The organism is Clostridium drakei (assembly GCF_000633595.2).
GTDB classification, from domain to species: domain Bacteria; phylum Bacillota; class Clostridia; order Clostridiales; family Clostridiaceae; genus Clostridium_AM; species Clostridium_AM drakei.
On record NZ_JIBU02000006.1, the window covers coordinates 1 to 26,819 of the forward strand.

General features: G+C 29.3%; 24 protein-coding genes, 1 pseudogene and 1 riboswitch. Of the genes and pseudogenes, 19 read left to right on the forward strand and 6 right to left on the reverse strand.

The genetic code is table 11. From position 1 onward, the window contains the following. Positions 1–101: 101 nt before the first annotated feature. Positions 102–211: riboswitch (TPP riboswitch) on the reverse strand. Positions 212–509: 298 nt separating this feature from the next. The 7 genes from EG57_RS0203625 to EG57_RS27430 all read left to right on the forward strand — a co-directional run bounded on the left by EG57_RS0203625 (position 510) and on the right by EG57_RS27430 (position 5,640). Then, a complete protein-coding gene (locus EG57_RS0203625; protein WP_032075931.1) occupies positions 510–1,127 on the forward strand; it encodes a GyrI-like domain-containing protein in 618 nt (205 codons plus the stop codon). A gap of 18 nt (positions 1,128–1,145) precedes the next feature. Beyond that, positions 1,146–1,907: a YoaP domain-containing protein gene (locus tag EG57_RS0203630; protein WP_032075932.1), complete on the forward strand. Its 762-nt coding sequence runs from the start codon at positions 1,146–1,148 to the stop codon at positions 1,905–1,907. A gap of 298 nt (positions 1,908–2,205) precedes the next feature. Continuing rightward, positions 2,206–2,460, forward strand: a complete 255-nt coding sequence (locus tag EG57_RS0203635) for a TM1266 family iron-only hydrogenase system putative regulator (protein ID WP_029161877.1) — start codon at positions 2,206–2,208, stop codon at positions 2,458–2,460. A 27-nt stretch (positions 2,461–2,487) separates the two neighbouring features. Next, a complete protein-coding gene (hydG, locus tag EG57_RS0203640; RefSeq protein ID WP_032075933.1) occupies positions 2,488–3,906 on the forward strand; it encodes a [FeFe] hydrogenase H-cluster radical SAM maturase HydG in 1,419 nt (472 codons plus the stop codon). Between the two features lie 238 nt (positions 3,907–4,144). Continuing rightward, entirely contained in the window at positions 4,145–4,966 is an 822-nt protein-coding gene (locus tag EG57_RS0203645) for a methyl-accepting chemotaxis protein (RefSeq protein ID WP_032075934.1), read from the forward strand. A gap of 161 nt (positions 4,967–5,127) precedes the next feature. After that, positions 5,128–5,382 (forward strand): DUF3781 domain-containing protein, encoded by a 255-nt coding sequence (locus EG57_RS0203650; RefSeq protein ID WP_029161880.1) that lies wholly within the window; start codon positions 5,128–5,130, stop codon positions 5,380–5,382. A gap of 21 nt (positions 5,383–5,403) precedes the next feature. Beyond that, positions 5,404–5,640 (forward strand): DUF1877 family protein, encoded by a 237-nt coding sequence (locus tag EG57_RS27430; RefSeq protein ID WP_414629338.1) that lies wholly within the window; start codon positions 5,404–5,406, stop codon positions 5,638–5,640. 82 nt (positions 5,641–5,722) lie between these two features. On the opposite strand, the pseudogene EG57_RS27435 reads toward EG57_RS27430, so the two are convergent. Further along, a pseudogene (locus EG57_RS27435) lies at positions 5,723–5,815 on the reverse strand (hypothetical protein); the annotation flags it as partial. Positions 5,816–5,988: 173 nt separating this feature from the next. Between EG57_RS27435 and EG57_RS0203655 the strand changes: the two are divergent. Continuing rightward, positions 5,989–6,750 (forward strand): ABC transporter ATP-binding protein, encoded by a 762-nt coding sequence (locus EG57_RS0203655; RefSeq protein ID WP_032075936.1) that lies wholly within the window; start codon positions 5,989–5,991, stop codon positions 6,748–6,750. Continuing rightward, the gene (locus tag EG57_RS0203660) at positions 6,740–8,656 is read left to right on the forward strand and encodes an FtsX-like permease family protein (protein WP_032075937.1); all 1,917 of its coding nucleotides are present in this window, start codon (positions 6,740–6,742) and stop codon (positions 8,654–8,656) included. The genes EG57_RS0203655 and EG57_RS0203660 overlap by 11 nt, the downstream gene beginning before the upstream one ends. 129 nt (positions 8,657–8,785) lie before the next feature. Here EG57_RS0203660 and EG57_RS0203665 read toward each other — a convergent pair whose 3' ends face one another. Beyond that, on the reverse strand, positions 8,786–10,150 hold the full coding sequence (locus tag EG57_RS0203665) for an APC family permease (protein ID WP_032075938.1): 1,365 nt from the start codon (positions 10,148–10,150) through the stop codon (positions 8,786–8,788). A 334-nt stretch (positions 10,151–10,484) separates the two neighbouring features. Between EG57_RS0203665 and EG57_RS0203670 the strand changes: the two genes are divergently transcribed. From EG57_RS0203670 to EG57_RS0203705, 8 genes are all read left to right on the forward strand, one after another. Continuing rightward, complete coding sequence (locus EG57_RS0203670; protein ID WP_032075939.1) at positions 10,485–11,177, forward strand: response regulator transcription factor; 693 nt, start codon at positions 10,485–10,487, stop codon at positions 11,175–11,177. A 147-nt stretch (positions 11,178–11,324) separates the two neighbouring features. Then, positions 11,325–12,245: an ABC transporter ATP-binding protein gene (locus tag EG57_RS0203675; RefSeq protein ID WP_032075940.1), complete on the forward strand. Its 921-nt coding sequence runs from the start codon at positions 11,325–11,327 to the stop codon at positions 12,243–12,245. Next, the gene (locus tag EG57_RS0203680; RefSeq protein ID WP_242859804.1) at positions 12,238–12,963 is read left to right on the forward strand and encodes an ABC transporter permease; all 726 of its coding nucleotides are present in this window, start codon (positions 12,238–12,240) and stop codon (positions 12,961–12,963) included. The genes EG57_RS0203675 and EG57_RS0203680 overlap by 8 nt, the downstream gene beginning before the upstream one ends. Positions 12,964–12,978: 15 nt before the next feature. After that, complete coding sequence (locus tag EG57_RS0203685; protein ID WP_032075942.1) at positions 12,979–13,713, forward strand: ABC transporter permease; 735 nt, start codon at positions 12,979–12,981, stop codon at positions 13,711–13,713. A gap of 24 nt (positions 13,714–13,737) precedes the next feature. Continuing rightward, positions 13,738–14,619 carry a sensor histidine kinase gene (locus EG57_RS0203690; RefSeq protein ID WP_032075943.1) on the forward strand — a complete coding sequence of 294 codons (882 nt, stop codon included), beginning with the start codon at positions 13,738–13,740 and terminating at the stop codon, positions 14,617–14,619. Between the two features lie 28 nt (positions 14,620–14,647). Beyond that, positions 14,648–17,638 (forward strand): helicase C-terminal domain-containing protein, encoded by a 2,991-nt coding sequence (locus EG57_RS0203695; protein ID WP_032075944.1) that lies wholly within the window; start codon positions 14,648–14,650, stop codon positions 17,636–17,638. A 62-nt stretch (positions 17,639–17,700) separates the two neighbouring features. After that, on the forward strand, positions 17,701–18,492 hold the full coding sequence (locus EG57_RS0203700) for a pseudouridine synthase (protein ID WP_032075945.1): 792 nt from the start codon (positions 17,701–17,703) through the stop codon (positions 18,490–18,492). Between the two features lie 148 nt (positions 18,493–18,640). Beyond that, complete coding sequence (locus EG57_RS0203705; RefSeq protein WP_032075946.1) at positions 18,641–19,693, forward strand: methylcobamide--CoM methyltransferase; 1,053 nt, start codon at positions 18,641–18,643, stop codon at positions 19,691–19,693. Between the two features lie 153 nt (positions 19,694–19,846). Here EG57_RS0203705 and EG57_RS0203710 read toward each other — a convergent pair whose 3' ends face one another. Then, entirely contained in the window at positions 19,847–20,731 is an 885-nt protein-coding gene (locus tag EG57_RS0203710; RefSeq protein WP_032075947.1) for a LysR family transcriptional regulator, read from the reverse strand. Positions 20,732–20,901: 170 nt separating this feature from the next. On the opposite strand from EG57_RS0203710, the gene EG57_RS0203715 reads away from it, so the two are divergent. Next, positions 20,902–21,630, forward strand: coding sequence for a DUF554 domain-containing protein (locus tag EG57_RS0203715; protein ID WP_032075948.1), 729 nt, complete (start codon positions 20,902–20,904; stop codon positions 21,628–21,630). A gap of 14 nt (positions 21,631–21,644) precedes the next feature. Here the strand turns inward: EG57_RS0203715 and EG57_RS0203720 are convergent, their stop codons facing one another. Together EG57_RS0203720 and EG57_RS0203725 are read right to left on the reverse strand one after the other, a co-directional pair. Then, positions 21,645–22,379 carry a TIGR03915 family putative DNA repair protein gene (locus tag EG57_RS0203720; protein WP_032075949.1) on the reverse strand — a complete coding sequence of 245 codons (735 nt, stop codon included), beginning with the start codon at positions 22,377–22,379 and terminating at the stop codon, positions 21,645–21,647. Positions 22,380–22,390: 11 nt separating this feature from the next. Then, positions 22,391–23,737, reverse strand: a complete 1,347-nt coding sequence (locus EG57_RS0203725; RefSeq protein WP_032075950.1) for a putative DNA modification/repair radical SAM protein — start codon at positions 23,735–23,737, stop codon at positions 22,391–22,393. Between the two features lie 429 nt (positions 23,738–24,166). Between EG57_RS0203725 and EG57_RS0203730 the strand changes: the two genes are divergently transcribed. Next, the gene (locus EG57_RS0203730) at positions 24,167–26,065 is read left to right on the forward strand and encodes a glutamine synthetase (RefSeq protein WP_032075951.1); all 1,899 of its coding nucleotides are present in this window, start codon (positions 24,167–24,169) and stop codon (positions 26,063–26,065) included. A gap of 181 nt (positions 26,066–26,246) precedes the next feature. Here EG57_RS0203730 and EG57_RS0203735 read toward each other — a convergent pair whose 3' ends face one another. Continuing rightward, positions 26,247–26,738, reverse strand: coding sequence for a C-GCAxxG-C-C family protein (locus tag EG57_RS0203735; protein ID WP_032075952.1), 492 nt, complete (start codon positions 26,736–26,738; stop codon positions 26,247–26,249). Between the last annotated feature and the right edge of the window lie 81 nt (positions 26,739–26,819).

Here is a 26,819-nt window from a genome sequence, read left to right on the forward strand (position 1 = left end):
AGCAAAGCTCCAAAAGTTATCCACATTTTTCAACTTTCAATTCTGCAATCATCTATATATAAATTTATAAATCAAAAAGCACATCTGTAGAAACAGGTGTGCTAAATATTTTAAACCTTCCCTACGCGGACATTACTCCGATCAAGTTATAAGAGTCAGGCACTTACTAGTCCTTTCTCAGCCCAAAACATGAGCTCCCCATTAAAATATAGTTAATATTCATTTTTATTACTTTTGATATCATTAATAATGTTCGAACTTTACTAACAATTCCTATAATACCACTTATATGTAAATTTGTTAATACAATTATAAAAATTTTTTCTCACAAAAAAGAAATAGTTATGTTTAAGAGTTGAGTAATTAGCAAATATGACATACAGTTGTCATGTTACTTTTGTTATACTATAAAAAAGAAAGATCAAGAATATCATTATATAGTGTAGATTTGAAATTAAATTTATTAAGAATCAATCATTACAAATGTTAGTATAAAGGAGATAAGTAGCATGAAACATGAATGGAGAAAACATGAAAAAGAATTATATTTGCCAAAAGCAATTCCTGAGTTAGTTAAAATTCCAAAACAGAAATTTTTTATGATAAAGGGTAAAGGAAACCCTAATGATGAAGATTTTTCGGAGAGAATAGGAGTGCTATATACTATGTCATATGCTGTTAGAATGATGCCTAAGAATGGATTTACACCAGAAGGATATTTTGAATATACAGTATATCCACTAGAAGGTTTGTGGGATTTAACAGAAAAAGGTAAAAAAGCAGAGATTTTAAATAAAGATGAGTTATTATATACTATTATGATCAGGCAACCTGACTTTGTGGATGAAAATGTTGCACAAAAGGCACTAGCAATTGCCTGCAAGAAAAAACCTCATCCACTATTAGATGAAATTGTGTTTGATGAGTTAGAGGACGGTTTAAGTATTCAAATGCTGCACAAAGGATCTTATGACAATGAGCCAGAAAACTTTGCAAAGATGAAAGAATTTATGGAGAATAGTGGCCTTCAAAGGAAATTAATGATTCATAGAGAAATTTATCTTAGTGATGCCAGAAAAGTTGAGGAAGACAAATTGAAGACAGTATTACGATATATGGTAAAATAAAATTAGGAGGAGAATATGATGGAACTGATAAAGGTTACGGAGAAAAATATAGAAGAAGAACATATTTGTTGTGCAATTTCGAACAATGAAGATTGTCAAGTTGTATCCAAAAAACAATGGTTGAAGAAACGTTTTAAAGAAGGCTTAGTATTTCTAAAGGGAAATGTCAGGGGAAAATGTTTTATAGAATATGTGCCAGCAGAAAATGCATGGTGTCCTATTGAAGCAAATGATTATATGTTTATTGATTGCTTGTGGGTATCAGGGAAATTTAAAGGAGAAGGATATTCAAATGAACTTCTGAAGGCTTGTATTGCTGATAGTAAGAAAAAAGGAAAGTTAGGATTGGTAATATTGTCTGCCAAAAAGAAAATTCCATATATTTCAGATCCCAAGTATTTAAAATATAAGGGATTTAAACTAGCTGATACTTCAGGACCTTTTTATGAATTATTCTATTTACCTTTTAGTGAAAATGCATGTAAACCTTGTTTTATGAAACATATAAAATCACCTTCAATTAAAGAGCAAGGTTTTGTTTTGTATTACTCAAACCAATGTCCATTTACTGCAAAATATGTACCTATCATTGAAAAAATTGCTCATGACAAAAAAATTGCCTTTAAGGCAATTAAAATTGAATCCACTGAAGAAGCAAAAATGGCACCAGCTCCTTTTGTTACTTATAGTTTATTTTATAATGGTGAATTCATGACAAATGAAATTCTCTCAGATAAGAAGTTTGAGAAAATAGTAAATGAAAAAGCAGCTAGAGAATAAATATGATTGAATTATGTAAAAAAATTTGATAAAATGATTGATAATAGGATAAATTACTTTTGGCTTGGTATCTGAGAATTTGCTTTTTGTGTGTCTTCTTAGAGATAGTCATAAAAGTATTAATTAAAAAAGTATCGTACTAATACATGAGGGTTCGTCCCAAATGAGAAGGCGAGAGAATAGTTGTTATAAATTCGGGAAATCCATTTATATGTGGTTGTTTGCGATTTGTTTGCTATCCTTGTACCTTTTTGGGAACAAGGATTTTTTATTTTATTATTAGGAAAGGATTTTTGGTATGGAAAACAGGATTGCTATCATTGGAACTATTGTTGAAAATTCGGAGGCTGTAGAAAAAATAAATGCTGTTTTGCATGAATATAGTGATTATATTTTGGGAAGAATGGGAATTCCACAAGCAAAGCGACATATGAATATAATAACTATTGTTATAGAGGCACCTAATGATGTTATCAGTGCTCTTTCTGGAAAATTAGGCATGATACCAAATGTAAATATTAAAACAGTTTATTCGAAAGTAACTACCCAATAATAATTGAATAAAATTGGAGGAATTGTAATGTATAACTGTAAATCTAAAATTGCAACTGAATTTATTAATGATGAAGAAATTAAGGAAACACTTGATTATGCAGAAAAAAATAAAAATAATCGTGAACTTATAAATAGTCTTATTGAAAGAGCAAAGGACTGTAAGGGCTTGACACATAGAGAGGCTGCAGTATTATTAGAATGTGATTTGGAAGATGAAAATGAAAAGATATTCAAACTTGCTAAAGAAATAAAACAAAAATTTTATGGAAATCGTATAGTAATGTTTGCTCCTCTTTATCTTTCAAATTATTGTATAAATGGATGTGTTTATTGCCCATATCATTATAAAAATAAACATATAGCAAGAAAAAAGTTGTCTCAAGAAGAAATTAAGCAGGAGACTATTGCACTTCAAGATATGGGACATAAGAGACTAGCTTTAGAAGCAGGAGAAGATCCTGTAAATAATCCTATTGAATATATTCTTGAATGTATTGAAACAATATACGGAATAAAACATAAAAATGGAGCAATAAGACGTGTAAATGTAAATATTGCTGCTACTACTGTAGAAAATTATAGGAAACTTAAAGATGCAGGGATTGGAACATACATACTTTTTCAAGAGACGTATAATAAGAAGAGTTATGAAGAACTCCATCCTACAGGACCAAAACATGACTATGCATATCACACTGAAGCCATGGATCGTGCTATGGAAGGTGGTATTGATGATGTAGGACTGGGTGTTTTATTTGGACTTAATATGTATAAATATGATTTTGTAGGGCTTTTGATGCATGCTGAACATTTAGAAGCTGCTATTGGAGTAGGACCACATACTATAAGTGTTCCTCGTATTCGTCCAGCAGATGACATTGATCCTGAAAACTTTTCAAATGCAATATCAGATGATATTTTTGCAAAAATTGTAACAGTTATTCGTATTGCAGTGCCATATACAGGTATGATTGTATCTACTCGTGAATCAAAGAAAACACGTGAACGTGTACTTGAATTGGGTATATCACAAATCAGTGGTGGTTCTAAAACTAGTGTTGGTGGTTATGCAGAACCTGAAACAGAAGATGACAATTCAGCACAATTTGATGTTAATGATAATCGTACTCTTGATGAAATTGTAAACTGGCTTTTAGAAATGAATTATATTCCAAGCTTCTGTACTGCCTGTTATCGTGAGGGAAGAACTGGTGATAGGTTCATGAGCCTTGTTAAATCAGGACAGATTGCAAATTGTTGTCAGCCCAATGCTTTAATGACTCTTAAGGAATATTTAGAAGATTATGCTTCCAGTATTACAAGGGGAAAAGGAGAAGCTTTAATAATGGAAGAAGTAGAAAAGATACCTAATGAAAAAGTTAAAGCAATTGTAAAAGAGCATCTTACAGAATTAAAAGAAGGAAAGAGAGATTTTAGATTCTAGCTAAAATCAATTCAGTATATAGAAGATCATGTTAAATCAATTAAAATTTAATATGATCTTCTTTTATCCGATAACTACCCGCTCTAATACTCGCATCTTGTTAAAGTAGGAGAGGATGGCTAAATCTTTGATAGAAGATGGGGGCGGTAGTAATAGTTGTTATAAGGTAAATTTTATAAAAAATTATTCGATATTTAAATTACAGAATAAAATATTTAATACCCCATGGAGGAATAGTATGGAAAATGGTATAATTAACTCTTTAAAAAGTATACTACCAATTTTAGGAGAGCTTATTCAAGAAGATGTATCTACATGTATTACTGATAGGGAAAAATGTATCGCAGTATTTATAAATGATAAGGTTCCTGTAGCTTTTAAGGAAGGGGACAAAGTTCCAAAAGACAACCCATTATTTATAGCTATGGAAAAAAATAGAGTATTTTCTGCTGTAGTACCTAAGGAAGCTTATGGAATTGATTTCAAGGCAATTGCTTATCCAATAAGAGATTCTAATGGAAAAGTAATTGGAGCTGTAGGATTAGGTAAAAGTTTAGACAAACAAGCGCGTATAGAGAATTCAGCTAAAAATTTATTCACTTCTCTTGGTCAAACAAATGGCGCAATTGAAGAAATTGCTGGAGGTTCTCAAAAGTTATCTAATGTCATTAATGGTATCTTATCTGCTGCTAATGACACAAATGAGAAAATTAATGAAACTGATTCGATAATTACTTCTATTCAGAGTATAGCCTCACAATCTAATTTATTAGCACTAAATGCCGCAATAGAAGCATCAAGAGCTGGAGATGCAGGCAAAGGCTTTTCTGTTGTAGCTCAGGAAATGAGAAAATTATCACAAAACAGCAGCGAATCGTCTAAGAAGGTTATGTCTTCCTTAATTGAAATGAAAAAATCTATTGATGCTATAGTTAACCAAGTAAATGAAGCTAATGCAGTTGCTGAAAATCATGCTGCAGCTACAGAAGAAATGAATGCCACAATAGATGAAATAACCACAATCTCAAAAACTCTTGTTGATGAAACAAAAAATTTATAAGTATAGCAAAAGAATTAATCTTATATTTTACTTATAGGATTAATTCTTTTCACTATGGATTCAGTACCTTTCTTTAAAACTTCATATTATTAACTATTCTTCCTTAGCCATTACTTATTCACAAAGAACAATTTTGCAAAGGAAAATATATGGTGACAAAAATGAATGATAACAAAGATGAATTAATACAAAACTTAGATAAGCTGCATACAACGAAGCTAGGAGTTGGACGAATTAAAAAGAATCTTTCTTTAGATGTGGGGGATGTAGTAAAATGGTGCAGAAACAAAATACTAAATCTCAATGCCACAATAACTATGAGAGGAAAAAATTGGTATATAAGAATAGATAGTTGTGAAATAACAGTTAATGCATATAGTTATACCATTATTACCGCTCATAAGATAAAGAAATAGATTAGAATTCTTATAAAAGATATAAAGGAAATAGTTTATTTATTAAAATGTATTGATTATGAAAAATTACACACAAAATTTAAGATAGAGGATTTTATTAGTAATGAAATATATCCTAATATATGGAGTCCTGCACTAAAAGATCTTAAATATAAAGAAAGCTTGTATAATGAAATTATTTCTGAGATCAAAGGACTTTTGGAATTTTATGAGAGTGCAATTGGAAAAGAAAAAAATATTGTTGTAAGTATATATTAATACATAGGTTCATTTGCAAATTCTAATCTGTTTGGCCAAAGAAAACTATCATAAAGGTTTTATCTGGTTCAAGTTTTTTAACTCTTATAGCTGCGGAGTGAAAATAGTTAACCAATTTCAGTATCACTTTATCGATTCCGAGGAAATTATATTTGAAAAAATTATATTTTTTTACATATGAGACTATCTTAATTATTATACAGATGAAAAAGTATAGTAATTAAGAGTATAATTGTAACTATGCTACATTTATTTTATGACTTTTGATTGTAAGAATCACTTGATTAGTTGATGTAGTCACTTTAGATTTAAAATTATAATATAATAAAAATAATTGGAGAAAATAAGATGAATATATTGGATATTGAAAAATTGGAAAAAAGCTATAAATTGAGCAAGAAAGATAAGGTTAAAGTTTTAAGTGAAGTTAATTTGAAAGTAAAAACAGGAGAATTGTTTGCAATTATGGGACCATCTGGTAGCGGGAAAACCACCTTATTAAATATAATAAGTGGAATAGATTCTGCTGATGGGGGAAGGGTTTTATTTAATGGAAATGATTTAATTAATATGAGCAAATCACAATTGGCATTGTTTAGAAGACATAAGATGGGAATGGTTTTTCAAGAATTTAATTTGATTGACAGCTTAAATGTAAAAGAAAATATAATGATGCCAATGATTTTGGATAAAAGGGAAATGGAAGAAATGGAGGCTAAAACTCAAGAACTTACACAGCTGCTTGGAATTTCAGATATATTGAACAAAAATGTATATGAAATTTCTGGAGGACAAAAACAGCGTGCAGCTATATGCAGAGCACTTGTAAATGAGCCAGATATAATATTTGCAGATGAACCTACAGGAAACTTGGATTCTAAATCAACAAAGGATGTTATGAATTATTTGAGCAAAGTAAATGAAAATTTGGGGACAAGTGTACTGATGGTAACACATGATTCTTTTGCTGCAAGTTACTGCAGCCGAGTGGTTTTGTTAAAGGATGGGAAAATCATTTCAGATATATCAAAAAAAGCATCTAGAAAGGAATTTTTTCATGAAATATTAGATGTACTTTCTTTAATTGGTGGTGATTTTGATGAATTTTAATAAGATAGCTTTAAAAATGCTTAAAGTAAACTTTAAACGGTATTTATTGTATTTTATATGTAATACATTTTCTGTTATCTTATTTTATTGTTTTGCTGCTTTATTTACAAACAATTCATTTATGAAGAATCCATCAGTAATTGATACAAGTATTTCAAGTAATATTATAGCTCCAAGTCTTCTTGTTTCAATATTTATTGTATTGTTTGTTCCATATTCTCATAATGCATTTCAAAAGCTTCGTAGAAATGATTATGGAATTTTGATGACACTGGGAATGACAGAAAAAGAGGTTTTAATCAATATGTTGTTTGAAAATGGAATAATTGCTTTAATTTCTGTTGCATCTGGATTGTTTATAGGAACTTTTATTTCTATGGCTTTTTATGAAGTTATAATAAAATTTATTGGCATTTCAGCTTTAAAGTATCAGATGAATATTAAAGCTTATGGGGTTACAATACTTTTTTATGGAGCAGTATTTATAATTACTGTAATAATAAGTATTTTTCAATCATTAAAAATGAAGATTATAGATTTAATAAAGGAACGATATAAAGCAGATAAAGAGAAAAAAACTCATAAGGCAATATTTTATATTGGTATAGTTATGTTAATCACTGCAGTAACTATTATGATAAGAAACTATAAAGCAGGACATTCTACTGATGTGTGGTTTTACAGCATGCTTTTATGCCTTATAGGAACCTATTTCATTATTGGTAATTCGGATATTATTATACTATGGTTAGAAAAAAATAATAAATCATATTATCTCAAAAATAGTTTGTTTTTTTCTGATTTAAAGTATCATTTTCACTCCACTAAGAAGATTTTAACTTCAATGGTATGGTTGTTTGAATTTGCCATATTTTTTGTTGCACTTTGTATGATAACATATCCTAGTTTTACTAAAAATGCTGTTACATATACTCCATATGAAATGGAGTTTGCTCAAATGGGCAAAATAAATCAAATTTCTGATAAAGCTTTAGAAGAAATATTGAAGGGTGGAAGTACAAAAGTAACAGAAGAAAAATCAATGGAATTCTTAAGAAATGGGGCATTTAATATATTGTCGGAATCACAGGTGAATTCTACTTTAAAGCGAAATTATAATATAAAAAAGGGTACTTTCATGACAATATTTATGTATGATTTAAAAGATGGTTATGCACATGATTTAAGTGCTCCAGAGAAGATGCTTTTTACATGCAGTGACAAAGAATTAAATCTAAAATCGGCAGGAAGCAAAGTAGACATATTGGTTGATAAAAATTATATGGCTGATAGAACAATAATAGTCAATAATGATGATTATGAACAAATTAAAAATACTTCTAAGGATTATCAAATTGTGGTTTCAAAATTATTTAACTTTGAGGATTGGAAAAAATCAGGAGATATAGTGGAAACACTACAACAACAATTAAATAAGTTAAACCATGAAGATGGTTCGGAGTTAAAGCGTTATAAAATTAGTTCAAGAATTGAGCAATATAAAACAGCTGAGCAATCATCATTGTTTTTGACTGTTACTGTAGCTTTTGTGGTGATTTTGTTTTGGTTTTCAGCAAACATAATACTGCATTTAAAATTACAATTAGAATTTGAAGATGAATATAGGAAATATAGGGACTTGTATAAAATGGGGATGAAGGAAGAGGAAGCTAAACATTTGATTTTAAATAAGCATTATTTTATGTTTATGGTTCCTGTATTTATTGGAGCTATCATTGCTATGTTTTATAATTATTCCATCAATACTATTTGTGATTATGGATGGACAGCTGCGAAGTATTGTGGCATAGTTTCAATAATAGTTATCATTATTCAGATTGTATTTGTAAAAATTTATACAAATGTTTATTCAAAAGGATTATTAAATAAGGTATTAAATAATTAGTTACTATAAGTTGTTTTATATAATCAAAACAATTAGAAATTCAAGATGCTTAATATTAGCTAATCTGAATTTCTAATTGTAAATAATTTAAATTACAAATTAATAAGATTTTCCTAAATATAAATTTGTTTAAGCTGATTCTTTTACATTAGCTCTTAATCTGACAAATAAGTAGAGTGGAATACCACCAAGCATAAGTAAAAATCCCCACATAACAGATTCAGATCCAGTTCCATATATTGTATATAAAGCATAGATAAATGCTAGAAGTGGTACAAGTGAATTTTTGATAAAACTAAATATTGTAATTTTATTACCTTGTTTTCTAGCAATTACAATATCAGCAGCTGCAACAAATACATAAGGTGGCAGTGCTACCATTGTTGCAAGTAACATAACAAATTCATAGGCTGCATTAAGTCCCTTAAAATAATTCATTGAAATTAGTATTAATGAAAATATACTGCTGATTATAATAGAAGCAGAAGGTGTATTGTATTTCTTATTTAATCTTGAAAATATTGGAGGAAATAAATTATTTTGTGCAGCTGAAAAAGCTGAACGAGATGCTACTATTATTCCACCATTAGCACATCCAAGTGTAGAAATGACAACACCAGCTGCAATAAATAAACCACCCCAAGTTCCACCTGTCATTTTGTTTAACATATCTGCAATTGGAGCTTTTGATTGTGCAAGTTGATCTTGTGGCAATATACCTGTAGAAAGGATACTGACTAATAAGTAAACAACCACTAAGCCTAACGTTCCAAAAATAGTTGCTCTTTTTATATTTTTTTCAGGATCTTTGATTTCACCACCTGCTGTTGTTGCACTTTCTATTCCTGTAAATGACCACATAGTAATTGCTATTGCAGCTGAAAGCGAAGAGAGGCCATTTGAACCATTTTTTTGAACAGATACTTGTGAAACAGTATGAAAGTTCGCAGGGTCAAAATGGAAAATTGCAAGTAATACAAATAATCCTAAAGGTAACAACTTACAAATGGTTGTTATTGTTGATATCATCATACCTTGCCTTATACCTCTAATGTTTATGTAAGTTAATGAACAAAATATTATACATCCAATAGCAAATGCCAGTAAATTACTAGTTGCAATTACAGGAAAAATTTTGCTCATATATCTTAAACAAGCAATAATAAGTGCGGCTCCTCCAGTGGATTGTCCAACCCAATAAAACCAAGCTACAATAAAAGCAGCAAATTCACCAAAAGCAACGCGAGTATATTCTACACAACCTCCTGTCTTAGGAATTTTAGCAGCAACGCTAGAAAAACTTAAGGCTATCATAATAGCTCCTAGTTCGGTAATAATCCATGCAAGAATTGAAACACCAGGTGATGATGATTTAGCTAAATTTTGTGGAGCCATGAATATTCCTGATCCAATGGTGCTTCCGATTACAAAAAGTATAGCCACTCCAAGACCAACTTCTCTTTTTAATCCATCTTCATTATTTTCTTTTTTCATTTTAAAACCCCCTATATCGGCTGTATTTATTATTATAGTTGCTTATGGGATTTCACAAACAATTAATTTATGTAACCTTTTAGACATTAAAATTTTAAATTTTTTTCAACTATTAAATAATAAATGTTACCAAATTATATATCTTCTTATTATAATATACAGCAAAACCCCTACAATTGGGAAGTATTACATAGATTGTAATTTTTTTATTAAATTAAATAAAGTGCATTTAATAGTCAATAGAAGCCTACTGAAAGCCTCTGTTTGATAAGCTGAAGCGTATAGTATATACTTAGTAATATACAGAAAAAGAGTAATTTGGTTGGTGATAAGAATGCAGAAAAAGATTTTAATTATAGAAGATGACTTGGAAATTTGTAGTTTACTTAAGGAATTTTTGGAGGAAAGCGGATATGATATAAAAGTATCTAATACTGGAATAGATGGCATGAGGGAGTTAAGGACTTTAAATTATAATTTAGTTCTTTTGGATTTAATGCTGCCATTTAAAAGTGGGGATGAAATATTAAGAGAACTTCGTTCTTTTTCGGATATTCCTGTAATAATATTATCTGCTAAAGATATGGTACATACAAAGGTGGATTTATTACGTTTGGGTGCAGATGATTATGTGACCAAGCCCTTTGATTTAAATGAAGTACTAGCAAGGATAGAGAGCAATTTAAGACGTTGTAAGTCAGATACATCAAGTACAATTGAAAAAGAGCTAATTTTAACTTATAAAGACATTACTTTAAATGAAGAAGAAAAAAAGGTAATAGTAAATGGGAATACATTAGTGCTCACATCAAAGGAGTATGGCATTTTGTTGTTATTATTAAGTCATCCGCAAAAAGTTTTTTCAAAGGCTAATTTATTTGAAAGCATTTGGAAAGAGGAATATTTTAGTGAGGATAATACATTAAATGTTCATATAAGCAATATTAGAAATAAACTTAAAAGTGCAAATCCTAATGAAGAATATATAGAAACCATTTGGGGAATGGGCTATAAGTTGCATGAATAAATTATATACTAATATAAATAAGCAGGAACAACACCTGCTTATTTCTTATGTTGAAAATTATTTAAGGTTTTCTTTAGAATTGATTTAAGTTTTTCTTTATATAAAATTTTTAAAATGAAAATATAGAAAAGCAAAGGAGATGTAACTATGACTTACGTTTTAGAAACTAAAAACTTAACAAAAAAATATAAAAATACACAAGCATTGGATGGTATAAATATAAAGCTTGCAAAGGGAAATACTTATGGTTTTGTTGGACAAAATGGAGCAGGAAAAACTACTTTAATAAGACTTATTACTGGGTTATCTTTTCCTACTTCTGGTGAATTATATTTATTTGGACAAACTGGAGAAAAGCAGCTTCAACAACAAAGAAAGCGCATAGGCTGTATGGTTGAAACTCCAGCTTTATATCCTAATATGACAGCTTATCAAAATTTAGAAATTCAACGTATTCAAAGAGGTATTCCCGATAAAAAGGTTATTTATGATACATTAGAATTAGTTGGATTAAAGGGTACGGGAAAAAAGAAGGTAAAGGATTTTTCACTGGGGATGAGACAGCGTTTAGGAATTGCTCTTGCTTTAATTAACGATCCTGAATTTTTAATTTTGGATGAACCTGTAAATGGACTTGATCCTATTGGTATTGTGGAAATAAGGGAACTTATAAAAAGATTAAATAAGGAAAAGGGAATGACTATTCTAATTTCCAGCCATATCTTGGAGGAACTTTATCAAACTGTTGATCATTATATTATCATTTCTCATGGTGTGATTTTAGAAAATTTAACTCAAGCAGAACTAAATGAGAAATGTAAAAAGCATATTTCAATTAAAGTAGATGATGTATCAGCAGCAGCAGCTATTTTGGAAGAACAGCTTCATACAATGAACTATCAAATTATGCCAGATAAATCAATTCGTTTATATGATTATTTGGAAGACATTAAATCTGTTTCAACAGCATTATCAAGAAATAATTTAATAATAACTGGAATTTCTCTAGATGGAGATAATCTTGAAGATTACTTTATCCGTAGAATTGGAGGTAATAAATGTGATTAATCTTTTTCGCATAGAGGTTTATAAATTATTTCAAAGCAAGAGTTTTTGGATAATATTTTTCATAAGTACATTTATTGGAGTCACTATACCTTTAGATGGTTATGGATACATTACACAATATGAAAATGTTGGTGCCAGCTTTTATAATACATGTTTACTTATGATATTTCCTATATTACTTGGATCATTATCTTTTGGAAATGATTTTATTGACAGAACTATAAATAATGCAGTTTGTGCAGGACACAGTAGAGCAAAAATATTCATTTGTAAGGTTTTAGCTTATCTTATTGGAGTGAATATTGTACTCTTGTCAAGTCCAATTATTAGTATAATTGCCAATAATGCATTTCACAGATATACTTCTCATAATTTGATGAGTAATGGAAATGTTTTAGTAAAAACTTTTTTAGTAACTTCTTTACTTGGAATGGCTATATCAAGTATAAGTGTATTTATTACTTTTATATTTAAAGACATTGGAAAGTCTGTTGGATTTTCTACTTTAGTATATTTGATGAATGTTGTTCTTTTAAATTCAACACGTAATATAATGGAGAATTCTTTCAAAGTATTACCACTAGCACAAATGCGTCTTATTTTATATAGACCAATAGTGCCAAACCAGTTTGAAAAAGCAGCATTAATTGGATTTATTACAATAGTACTTTTTTTAACAGCTTCATATTTATGTTTTAAAAAGTCAGAACTGCATTAAAAGGAAGTGTATAAAATGAAAAAATTATTAAAAATGGAAATGTATGAACTTACACACGATTATATTTGCCTATTAACTATTGGCATGAATTTCATTCTTGGAATTTTTATGGCAAGCGGTTATTTGGAGAATGATTATTTCAATTTACCTTTAGGTGGATATCAAGTATTTATTGCAATGCTGCACGATTCTACAGGGTTTATTATATTAACCAGTGTTTTTATAGCATTATTAATGGGAAAAAGTTTTTCAAATAGAATAATAGAATTAAAAATAATGTCTGGAAATAGTAGAAGTAATGTTTTTTTATGCAAGGTTTTTTCAATACTTATGGTTTCGACTATAGCTATGCTCATTTTTCCTATTATGGGAGCCGTAGTTATCACATTAAGGTATGGATGGAATGCCCCAATACTACAATCCATAGTTACTTCATTTAAAATAGTAGTTTGCAGCGCATTACTAGACTTTGTTATTTTTTCAGTTATAATATTCTTTGGAGTAATATTTAGGGATACAGTAAGAACAGTTGCAGCATCAGTTATCACAATATTTTTTAATGCATTGTATTTGGCCTATGCTAATGCTTTAAAAGTACCAATATCTATGCATCCAATGCATTTATTAAGAACTGTTTTAACTAATAATTCCTGGTATCAATTTGTAATGTTTTCTCTATATTCAATAGTATTATTAAGTGTTATATTATTAGTAAGCTATAATATATTTCGTAAATGTGAATTAAAATAAGTTTATTATATGAGGATGATCATAATGGCTACTATACTAATATTAAGTATTTCTGTTATTTTATTAATTTCTTATGTATTTCATTTGAAGGTTCAGATAAGAAGTATAGGAAAACAGTTAGAAAATATTCTGGAAGGTAAAACAGAAAAGAAAATAGACATATCTCTGCTGGATAGGGATATAGAATATCTTGCAGGTAATATTAATAGAAATATCAATTTTCAAAAGCAGCTGAGAATAGAGGTTTTAAGGGATGAACAAAAGCTTAAGGATTCCATTGCAAATATATCCCATGATTTAAGAACACCCCTTACTTCTATAATGGGTTATCTTCAATTATTAGAAAAAAGTGAGCTATCAGAAAAGCAAAGAGAAAAAATAAATATTTTAAAAAAGAAATCAGAAACATTGCAAAATCTTGTTACTAGTTTTTTTGAGATAACAGTTATTGAAAATAATAATATACATATAAACTTAGAAAAAGTTAATTTGAATAATTTCCTTTCAGATGCTTTGCTGCAGAATATTGTTTCCTTTAAAGAAGCAGGGATTGAGCCAATTTTTGACTTGCCAAATACTACGATTTTTATTGAAGCAGATAAAATGGTTTTACAACGAATTGTTCAAAATTTAATATCCAACATATTAAAATATGGCTCAAGCTATGTTAAAATTTCACTTACAAGAAAAGAAAATGTTGAACTTAGTTTTGCAAATAAGGTTAAAAACCCTGAAAAAATAGATGTAAACTTATTATTTGAAAAATTTTATATAGCTGACAGGTCAAGAAGTTCAGGTAGTACAGGTTTAGGTCTTTCTATTGTGAAATTACTTGCTGAAAAGATAAATGCTAAAGCTTATGCAGAAATTGAAGAAGATATTTTAACATTGAAAATTGTATTTTAATATTTAACTTATTTATCAAGGAGAAGATATGAAAACATATAGTGTACTAAATGATGTAATATTTTTAGATATAGAAACTGCACATACGGATAATAAAGTTATAAGGATTTGTGCTGTTAAAATAAAAAGCAATGAGATTTCAAGGTTTTCAAGCTTGATTAATCCTGGTAAATTGGTGGAATTAAGTGACTCTCAGCTTTTAAGGGGAATTACACAAAAAGAACTGGATAGTTCTTGTAACCTTAAGGAAGTGCTTAAAAAACTACAAACTTTTATTGAAGAAATGCCATTGGTTTGTTTTGATGGAACTTTTAAAGAAAAGCTTTTTAATATACATAATGAATTTTTAGATATAATAGAACTTCTTGCCATTCTTTTTCCAGAGCTTAGGTCCTTTGAACTTCAATATTTATTAAAGAAGTTTATTCCTGATTATAAGGAAGATAATTGCAGGGAGTTCAGTTATGTAGAAGATATAATACTTATGGTTAATTATGCTATAAGCCATTTTTATTATGAAAATGGTTATTCGCTGTCTATGAGTATTACAGAACTGGAAAAGTGGAATTGGTATAAGCATATTACAAAGGTAAATATGGAGGATGTAAAATGCTTTATAGAAAATAAATCTGTTGTATTTGAAGAGAAAGCTAATGAACCATATCCAGTTTTTGCACTGAAGGATTATGAAAAACTTTTTGAGCATAAAGAAATATGGAGGAGAAATGGGAGAAGTTATACCCTAAGACCGCAGCAGAGAGATGCATCAAAATTTATAAGAGAAGGATTGGAAAAAGGTAAAATTACCATAATGGAAGCACCAACTGGACTTGGAAAAAGCATGGCGTATTTACTTCCAGCAGCTATATATACGCATCTCAAGCAGCAGAAGGTTATTGTATCTACTAATACAAAGGGGCTGCAAAATCAACTGGTTGATAAGGATATTCCTAATCTTTTAGAAGCACTAAATTTGAAGAGAGATGTAAGCTATACCCTGATAAAAGGGAAAAGTAATTACCTCTGTTTTGACAGGTTTGGTGATATAGAATATCCTGTGGATATGAAAACTCTCATTGGATATGTCTATTTGAAAAGACTAATGCTGGAAAAGGGTATTGGGGAAATAGAGGAAATAAGTCCTGTTATAATGGAAAAATTTAATTTAGATTTCTTGATAAATCAGTGTAATTGTGATTCGGAACTTTGTGATGTGGGAGCTTGTAGATATAAAGATCGATGTTATTATGCAGCAAAGGTTGAAGCACTTAAGGAAGCTCAACTCATTGTGGTAAATCATTCTTTATTGTTAAAGTGGCCATATAAGAGTATAGTTCCTCTTGAAAATATTGTAGTGGATGAAGCACATAATCTCACTCAAGAAGCCTATGATGCTTTTGAAAATTCTTTGGTTTCCTATGAATTTGAAAAGTATCTTAAGGAAATATATAATAGCCCGAAAAAAAGCGGATATCTATATTATTTATCAAGGAGAGCTAAAAAGGATACTTTGCCTTTAAGTGAAGTAGAATCTTGCATAGAGCAGTGTATAAGACAAATGGCAAATATTAAAGCTTCCTTTGAAAATTATATAACTCAAAGTGGAATAAGTAAGGATTATAATATAAAAGACCATTTAAATAAAAACAATGCTAAAATGTCAGGCATAATAAGATATTTAGAATATCTTAAAGAAGATTTAAGTAGCTTGAACATAAGCTTGGAGAAGGCTATTTCAGTTTTAAAGGATATATCTACTCTTCAAAAAGATAAAAGACTTAAAATATTAATGGAAAAAGTAGAAGGGATAAATGGTTACAGCAGACTCTTAGAGGATGTAATAAATCAAAGTGAAGAAGGATATTGTTTTTATTTTGAAGTAGATAAATTTTTTAAATGGTGGAAAATATCCAGTATTCCTTTAGATGTATCTGGTGCTTTTTATGAAAAAGTTCTAAGCAGTGTTAAGAGTTGTCTTTTTATATCTGCAACCTTAAGCACAGATAGTGGTTATAATAGTTTGAGAAATACTCTAGGAATAAACATTGCAAAGTCCCAAAATAAAGAAATAGTAGAGGTTCCGCCTATAAAGCCTGTGTTTGATTATAAAGGTAAAAGTGTAATATATGCTATGGAGAATATTGATCCTAACGATATATGTGCTTTTTCAGAAGAAATGAAAAAATTTGTTATAAAGCTTTTACATAATGTTGAAGGAAATATTATTATTCTATTTACCAGTAGGAAAAGACTTGATGCCTTTAAAGAAGAAGCTTCAGAAAGTTTAAGAACTTTAGGAATAAAGGTTGTATATGGTAAAAAGGACATAGAAAGATTGAAATCCAGAGATGAAAGATATATTCTACTAGGGTCAAAGGGATATTTTGAAGGAATAGATATTCCAGGAGATGCAATGACTACAGTGATTTTAGATAAAGTTCCTAATATCAATAGTAAGGAACCTTTTTATAAATCATTAATAGAAAATCAAGTTGAAAGAGGAAAAAACTATTGGCAGGCTTATGCAAAGGTTAATTTTCCAATTGTGTCCATAGACTTAAAACAGATTTATGGAAGAATTATAAGAACTGAATATGATTATGGTGACTTATTTATTATGAGCAAGTTTGACAGCGTTAATCCTACAGTAAAAAAGCTTGAAGGTCAGCTTCATGATGTTCCTATTATAAGAAAAGATGAAAATGAAATTTTTAGAGATTTAAATATTAGAGTGGCAAGGTGGAAGCAAATAAATCTTTATAAGATAATGAAGGAAGTTAAGCCTTCTTTGAAAAAAGCTATTTTGGATAAAAAGATGCTTCAGAAGAATATGATGCTTGAGGAAATTGAGAAGATTATAAATGAATTGATGTCATTAGAGTATAACAAAAGAAATTTGAAGTATGATGTAAACATTTATTTAGTGGATAAAGTAAATATTTGCATTAATGGTAAAATTTTAAAATTAAGTACAGCAAACAGGGCTAAAATAACACAGTATTTTAAAGACATTATTTAAGTATTTTGTTATAATACCCCAGGTGGTAAAATGATTTTACAAAGGAAGAGAAGTTATTAAATATGAGATTAGATAAATTTTTAGCAGAATCATCTGTTGGAAGAAGGAAAGTTGTTAGGACTTATATTAAAGAAGGGTTGATTAAAGTAAATGGAAAAGTTATAACAGAACCTGCAATAGAAATTAATGAAAATTCTGATGTTATTAAGTATCTTGATAAAGTAGTTTCTTATACTGGAAAAGTATATTATATGTTTAATAAACCGGCTGGATGCATTACTGCAAGAAAGGATAAAACTAACAAAACAGTATTTGATTTTTTTGATGATGACAAAATGAATGGAGTATTTCATGTTGGAAGATTAGACAAAGATACAGAAGGATTATTGTTACTTACTAATGATGGTGAATTTGAACATAAATTAATGTATCCACAAAAGCATATGGAAAAAACTTATTTTTTTTGGGCTTTAGGTTCTTTAGACGAGGAAAATAAGAAGCAATTAGAGCAAGGAATTTATATAGGAAAAGGCGAAATACTAACAAAGCCTGCAAAAATAGAAGTGCATAAATGTGGAATTTATAAAGACTTTAAACATGAAATGCCCATTGAGAATTTAAACAATATAGATTCAAACCATTATAACCAGCCAGTTGTCTCTGGATATCTTACTATTACAGAGGGGCGTAACCATCAAGTAAAGCGAATGTTAAAGGCAGCAGGTTGTTATGTGGTATATTTAAAAAGGATCTCTATCGGAGGATTAATGTTAGACGAATCAGTGAAAAAAGGTCAGTATAGATTCTTGACAGAAGTGGAAATTCAAAAGCTATTTGGGAAGCCGCGCTATTGAAAGACTACTTCAAATAAAAATACATTTTGTCATTATATTAAAGTCTTATAGAAAAAGTTTCATCTATTGGTATTTAATATGGTTATAGAAAAATTATTATTGTAATGATAAAATTCAACTAAGGACATAAAATAAGGAGTTGATCTGGTTGATTAAAGAAGAAATGACACCAAAAGAAAGAGTACAAGCTTTTTCTAAAGGAGAAGAAATTGATAGAATAATATGTGTTCCTGATATGGGAGTTACTATGACACCTTTTATTGGAGTTAAAGCTAACGAATATTATCATTCGGCACAGCTTATGGCGGATTTAGAAATAGCTTTATTTAAAAGGCTTCGCCACGATGGTGCAAGCATATCCACCAGTCTTAGAGGAGTTGCTGAAGCCATGGGAGCTAAAATAGGATATCCTGATCATGGCATATCTTATCTAATAGAGCCTGCAATTAAATCTGTAGAGGAAATAGAATCCCTTAAAATTATTAATCCTCTAAAAGATGGTAATTTACCAGTTTTAATTGAAGCTATAAGACTTACTAAAAATGCACTTACTGATGAAGTAGATGTTGGAGCTGCTATGTCGGGGCCTTTTAGTGTTGCGGCTTCAGTAGTTGGAACAGAAAATCTGTTAAAATGGATAATTAAGTGCCCTGAAAAGGTTCACATTTTAATGGATATAATAGCAGAATGTAATAATAGGTATATAGACGAGGTAGCTAAGTTAGGTGTATCTATTGGATTTGCAGATCCAGTTTCATCCACTAGTCTTATAAGTCCAAAACAATTTAGAGAGTTCTCATTACCTGCTCTTAAGAAAAACATTGATAGAATAAAAGAAAAAACAGGAGGTTCTCCTGCAATACATATTTGTGGTAAAAGTAAGGGTATTTGGGAAGATGTTGTAAATGCAGGCATTTCTAATTTTAGTATTGATAATTATGAAGATTTAGAAGAAGCTAAAAAAATAATGGGAGATAGAGTGGTTATTACCGGAAATGTCCCACCAGTAGATGTCATGTATGAAGGAACAAAAGAAGATATTTTTAACTCAGTTAAAGAATGTATCAGAAAAGGACATGATTCTAAAAAAGGTTACATTTTGAGTACTGGCTGCCAAATTCCAATGGACACACCAATAGAAAAGGTTGAAATGTTTATGGAAGCTGGAAAAATTTATGGAAAATATCCTTTAAAATTATAAATATAAGAATAATTAAGAAAAGAAAAGTCAGAAATCAATAAGTAGCAGCAAGTATATTATAACAATTCAGCTTAGATTTGTAATATAACTAATATGAATTTTAAAGAGGAGGTAAATTGAAATGTAACCTTCTCTTTTTATCCTTATATAAAGTCATGATTTTATATTTTTAATTAATTCTAAAAAATCATTTATTGGCTTGGTAATATATTTATTTTTATGCCAAAATAATTGTCGGTAAACACTAACCTCAAATTTTGGAATTCTTATTGGAGCAATAGTGCCATTCTTTATCTCTTTTTCTATAATAAAAAGTGGCAGATATGAAATCCCTCTATTTTCTACTATAAAAGAACGAATAAGATCTGTGTTACCGATTTCTAAATAAGGATGAAAGTATAGACCATTTTGAGCTAATTGTTGAGAAAGTTCATAACTGTAACCGGAATTACATTCTGTCATAATAAGTTCCTGTTCTAAAATTTCCTCAATGGAAACTTCTTTTTTTTGAGTTAAATAGTTTTTGGTAGAAGCAACAAAATATACTTTATCTTTCTGAATGATTTTTCCAATCCATTCATGGTCAATTATATTTTGATCAATACTATAAGCTAAATCTAATTCATTATGAATCATTAAATTAAAGATAAAATCCCTTGTCCCTGTTTTTATGCAAATATGCATATTAGGATGTATATGATGGAATTCCTTAATTATTCTTGAAAATGAAGTAGATAAAATAGATTCAGAAGTACCTATTCGAATAACCCCTGAATATAACTTTTCATTCTTAAGCCCTGCTTTTGCTTCTTCCGTATAAAATAAAATTTTTTGAGCATAGGTAAGAAATTTTTCTCCACTATCTGTAAGATATACACTTTTTCCAATTCTATCAAATAAAAGAACTCCTAAATCCTTTTCCAATTGTTTAATTTGTATTGTGACGGCTGCCTGAGTATAACCCAGCTGTTTTGCTGCTTTGGAAAAGTTCATTTTTTCAGCAGCCACAAGAAATGTATTAATTTCTCTTAATTCCATTATTCACCATCCATAAATAATATTTAATAATAATATTAAATATATTAAATTTTAATATCATATGAATAATGATATAATCTAAGATAAATAAAGTCAACACTAGTGTCAGCAATTATGTAATGATTTAATAGAAGAATTTTGACATAACAAAAGATAAAGGGAATGATATTGTGAGAGGATTAGGTACAATTATAAATACTATAGCTGTAATTATTGGAAGTGGTATTGGTTTGTTTCTTAAAAATGGTATGAAACAGAAAATGCAGCATATTTTAATGCAGGCTTGTGGTGTAGCAGTAATTTTTATTGGAATTACTGGAACTTTGCAAGGGATGATTACTATGCATAATGGAAAAATAGAAACAAAAGGGACTATGCTTTTAATTTTTTCATTGGTAATAGGGAGCTTTATTGGGCAGATGTTAGATATTGAGAAATGGTTGGATGGTTTGGGTGAAAAAATTAAAAGTGCTGTAAGAGTAAAAGAGGACAATCAGTTTGTAGAAGGATTTGTTAATACATCTCTTATTATCTGTATAGGAGCTATGGCCATAGTTGGTTCTATACAGGATGGACTTAAGGGTGATTACTCAATGTTGATTGCGAAATCTATTTTAGATTTTGTCATAGTTTTAGTTTTTGCTTCTACTCATGGACTTGGTGTTATGTTTTCTGCAATTGCAATTTTTATGTATGAAGGAAGTATTACATTTATTACTGTTTTTATTGGTCCATTTTTAGGAAATACATTAATTGAAAATATGTCTTTTGTAGGATCAGCGTTGATTTTATGTGTTGGTATAAATATTGCATTGGGAAAGAAATTTAATGTAGGAAATATGCTGCCAGCACTTTTAATTCCTGGTATATACGAATTGATTTCGAATTTTATTAAATAAGAAATCTTTTTCGGCTATTTAAATTCTGTGAGGTGAGACCAATATCTTTTAGGCATATAGCGGGTACGGAGTCTAGGATTTTCACGTTCTTTTATATTAACAGATTTATAAAAAGTTTTCCAAAGAGCTTCAAATTCACCATCTGGTGAAGAGAAGATTTTAGAATCTTCCCTCTTAAACTCAGTTATAAGTGCTTTTTGTTTATTATATATTATTGCTAAGTTTCTTTTTAAATCATGAATTATGAAGTTTTGATCGGAAAATCTTTTTGTAAAATGATTAAGTATTAAAGGTAAAATATTATGGTCAGGTTCTATAGAGGCATAAAAACTTAATGGTGCTACTTCCTTAAATCTTACAAATCCAGTGAACATGTGGGCTTCATGAGTAACTTTTCTAGTGTATTTATCAACTAAAATTATAATGTCATTATTTTTAGCTAAGTTAATATTTGTACCATATTTATAGCAAAGTTTAAGATATTTCAAAGCAATAGAGCTGGAATCTAGAATTCCACAAAGATATAAGTAGTACATATTCGTTAAAATTTCAGTATTAAGTTTTTCTACAATACTTTTATAGACTCTATTGAACTTATCATATTCAGTGGTAATATTTAAAACCTCATTAAGAAATGAGGTGGTATAGTCACTTGATTTTGTTATAACACAATCTTCTTTGCAGCTGTAAGCATAAAAAATGGCAGTAAGCAAACCTTCAAAAGTGTTATCGTATATGTATTCTTTCATACTAAAACCTCCTATAATTCACCAGTAATTGAAGTGGATTTATCGTTTAATAAAAGCAATTTACTATTATTTGAAATATCTTTAGGAGCAATTAAATTACTTATATTATTGTCAAAAAAGCTTAGCTGATAAGCACCTTCATGTATTGAATTTAAATCAAATTTTGGAGTAAGAGCTTTTCTAATGTGCATATCATCAAAGGCCACAGATCCATAATATTTACCTTTGCAGGTAATGAAATATTGAGCTCTTTTCATAACTATGCCAAGTTTTTTTAGATCATGAAAATCTAATGAGCTAATTTTGCGAGCACTTATGATTTTGTATGCACCACGTACTCCAATACCAGGTATTCTTATAAGAGTATGATAAGGAGCCCTATTTATTTCTACAGGAAATAGGTGAATATTATTTAAAGCATAAGTTGTTTTAGGATCGAGATTAATATCAAAGTTAGGATTTTTTTCATTTAGCAATTCCTTTGCTTTAAAACCATAAACTCTTAACAGCCAGTCACCTTGATATAGTCTATGTTCTCTAATAGTAGGGGGCGTCTTAATTTCAGGAAGATTTCTGCTATTGTTAACAGGAACATATGCTGAATAGTAAACTCTCCTTAGATCAAATTTACTATATAGATTTTCAGTTAAATTTAGTATATTTAAATCACTTTCTTTTGTGGCGCCAACAATAAGCTGAGTGCTTTGACCACCAGGTACAAATATAGGTGATTTTTTGTATTTCTTGCGTTCATATTTATTTATAACAATATTATTTTTAATATCACCCATAGGCTTTAAAATATCATTTTTATTTTTTTCAGGAGCTAATAATTTAAGCGATTTTGATGAAGGCAATTCTATATTTACACTCATTCTATCCACAAGGGAGCCGGCTTTTTTTATAAGTTCTTCATCAGCGCCAGGAATTGCTTTTAGATGAATATAACCTCTAAAGTTATGTTCATTTCTCAATTTATCAACAACTATTGTAAGGAGTTCCATAGTGAAATTAGCATTTTTTATAATTGAAGAACTTAAGAACAATCCTTCTATATAATTACGTCTGTAAAAATTCATTGTTAAATTAACAACTTCATCAGCAGTAAAAGAAGCTCTCTCAATATCATTAGATCTTCTATTGATACAATAAGAACAATCATATATGCAATAATTTGTTAAAAGTATTTTTAGAAGGGATATACATCGTCCATCTGGAGTAAAGCTGTGGCATATACCACTTCTATCTACAGAACCAATATTGCCTTTTTTTGAACTTCTATTTGAGCCAGAAGATGAACAAGATACATCATATTTAGCAGCAGAAGATAAAATCTTTAACTTTTCATCTATTTCCATACTTCATCACCAATCTTTTCATTTTTATGAATTAAGTATAACTCATTTTACACAAAAGAACAAGTGTTCGTAAATAAAAATTATACTAGAAAATGCAAATATGATGAATTTAAATAAAAAAATATTGACATTTATCAAAAAAGTGGTATTATATTTTTAATAGTATAAATTAAACAAGAAAATGAGTTTTTAATAATAATTAATTAAAAATAATTCTTAAAGGTATGTTTACTATTTATATGAATATAAAAAATAGGTGATTGATAAGGCAACGGTGTCTTAAGGAAGAAAAAACTATAATTTTTTCTTTTTTAGTGGCATCTTTTTTTATTATATAAAACAAGTAAAAGCATTATTTAAGTTCTATTTTTAAAAAAGTATTATGTGTAGAATCATTTCTCTATTATTATCTGTAGGAGGTACGTGTTTATGTTTAAAGATCTAATATATGTTATACCAAAAGAAAAACATTCTGAGGAGGATTTAAGAGATATTTTAATTTCTCATTCTGAAATAAAGTTTGTGTCTCTAATTGGAATAGATTTGTCAGGAAATGATACTGATGAAAGAATTCCTATGAAGGTTTTCTTAGAAGACATTTCTGGTTTTATAAAGGGAGCAATTCAAACAGACGGATCATCAGTTGTTCTTCCAGGAATAGCAACATTAAATAACGCTAAAGTTGATATGATAGCTGATACAGAGGTTAACTGGTTTATAGACTATAATTTTGAGTTTATAGATGAAGAAACTAGCAAGCCAATAGGAACGGTAAGAATTCCTTGTTTCTTAATACATGAAGGTAAGGCTGTAGATTCTAGACACATTTTAAAAGCTGCAACAACTTATGTTAAAGACACATTATTTGATTCATATAAGAAATATCCTGAACTATTAACTGCATATGGAGCTAAATTTGATGATGTATCTGATGTAATAGCTACAGCTGCTACTGAACTTGAATTTTGGGTAAAAACTCCAGAAGACAAAGCTGAAGTTCAAGAACTTTTTACATCTCAAGTACTTCAAGAACAATATTGGACTAGAACTAAAGGTGTTGTAAGATCAGCTTTGGAAGAAACTTTATTATTAATGGAAATGTATGGTTTAGATCCTGAAATGGGGCATAAAGAGGTTGGTGGTGTAAAGGCTCATTTAACTGAAACTGGTGACCTTACTCATGTTATGGAGCAACTTGAAATAGATTGGAAATATGCTGATGCATTACAAGCTGCTGATAATGAACTTTTCGTGAGAACATTAGTAAAAGAAACCTTCAGAAGACATGGACTTGAGGTTACATTTTTAGCTAAGCCAATTGATGGAGTAGCTGGAAGTGGAGAACACACTCACTTAAGTATTGCTTTAAAATTAAAGAACGGCAAAAGATTTAATTTATATGCTTCAACTGATAACAATTTCTTAAGTATATATGGATATGGTTCCTTAATGGGCATATTAAAGAATTATGAAGTTATAAATCCAATTGTATCTGCAACTAACGATTCACTAAGAAGATTAAAGCCTGGATTTGAAGCTCCAATATGTATAGTTACATCCTTAGGACATTCAGTTGATGTTCCTTCAAGAAATAGAACTATATTATTAGGTGCTATTAGAGATATTAACAATCCAATATCAACAAGGTTTGAACTTAGAGCACCAAATCCATTTACAAACACTTATTTAGCAGTAGCAGCGTTGTTTGTTACGTCAATTGATGGCATAAATTATGCTATATCAAATAAGAAAACTGAAGCTGATTTACTTTCTGAGCTTTCAAAGTCTGCTGGAGAAGAAACTGCATATCTTGAAAAAGATAGAGCTTATAGAAGTGAAGAAGATGTATTTGAAGATTACTCTGATGAAGAAAGATCAAGATTATTTGGTAAGGCACCAGCTACAGTTTATGAAAATGTACTAGCATTGGATAAATATCCTGAAAAAGTTAATGTGTTAAAATCTGGTAATGTATTTACAGAGGAAATACTTAACAGTTTCCGTATAGGTGTAGAAAGAAGATGGTTAACTGAAATTGATTCAAGAATAATTTCTAACTACACTTATGAAATTAGAGGTTTTAAGAAACTTCATTGTGTTGATAATGCTCTAGACCTTGATGTAGCTAACTGGCAAAAAGTTAATAATTTAAGACAATATTTGTTAAAAAATAGCTATTCAACAAAGAGCTTATTTACAACTATAAAAGATGCTATAAATGCTGGTGATTATGCAACAGTTTCAGAACTCCAAATTAAAATGGATGATAAGATAGCTGAACTTAGAAGCTTATATAATGAATATAAGAATAACTTATTAGATATCTAATTAAAGATCAAGTGATTCTTAGACTCACGTGGAGATATTAGCAATGGTAGCGATCGGATAAAAAAGGGCATGCCGCATTAAGAATAAATATACAATATATTGTATGTAAATTTCTTAGTGTGACAGCTCTTTTTATATTACATTAATAAGGATTTAACTATAAATAAAATGATTATTCAGTTTATTTCTTATTGATTTCAACAGCATACTTTGCTACTAAGGAAGTACAGTATCCAATTATTTGCTGGCAGTTTTTTTTCCTTTCTCTGCTTTCAAAATCACCATGTGGTGCTGAAAGTTCTTTGCAAATCAATGTTCCATAATAGTTTTGAATTTCATTAATCATATTAGCAAAAGGAGCATAAACATCTTTAAGCTCTTGAGCTCTCTCTGCAGGTGTTTCTTTTTCAAAAGGATTTTTTCTTCCTTTAATAGAACCTAATGATAATACAGCACCTGTTACAGCTCCGCAGGTATTTCGCGTATGTCCCATGCCGCCGCCAAATCCAGAAGCAAGGCAAATGGTATCTGGTGATAAATCTGGTTGATATAAGTCTAAAATACTGCGATAAACACATTCTGAACAGTTTAAACCTTGTCTAAAATAATTTCTAGCAATACTCTCAGCTTCAGTCATAACAGCTTCAATGTCTTTATTTTGTTTTACATCCATGAAAACCCCTCCTTACACTTCTAAGTTTGTAAATTAAATTATTAACTAATTATATCATGAATTGAAGTATTTTGTATTTTT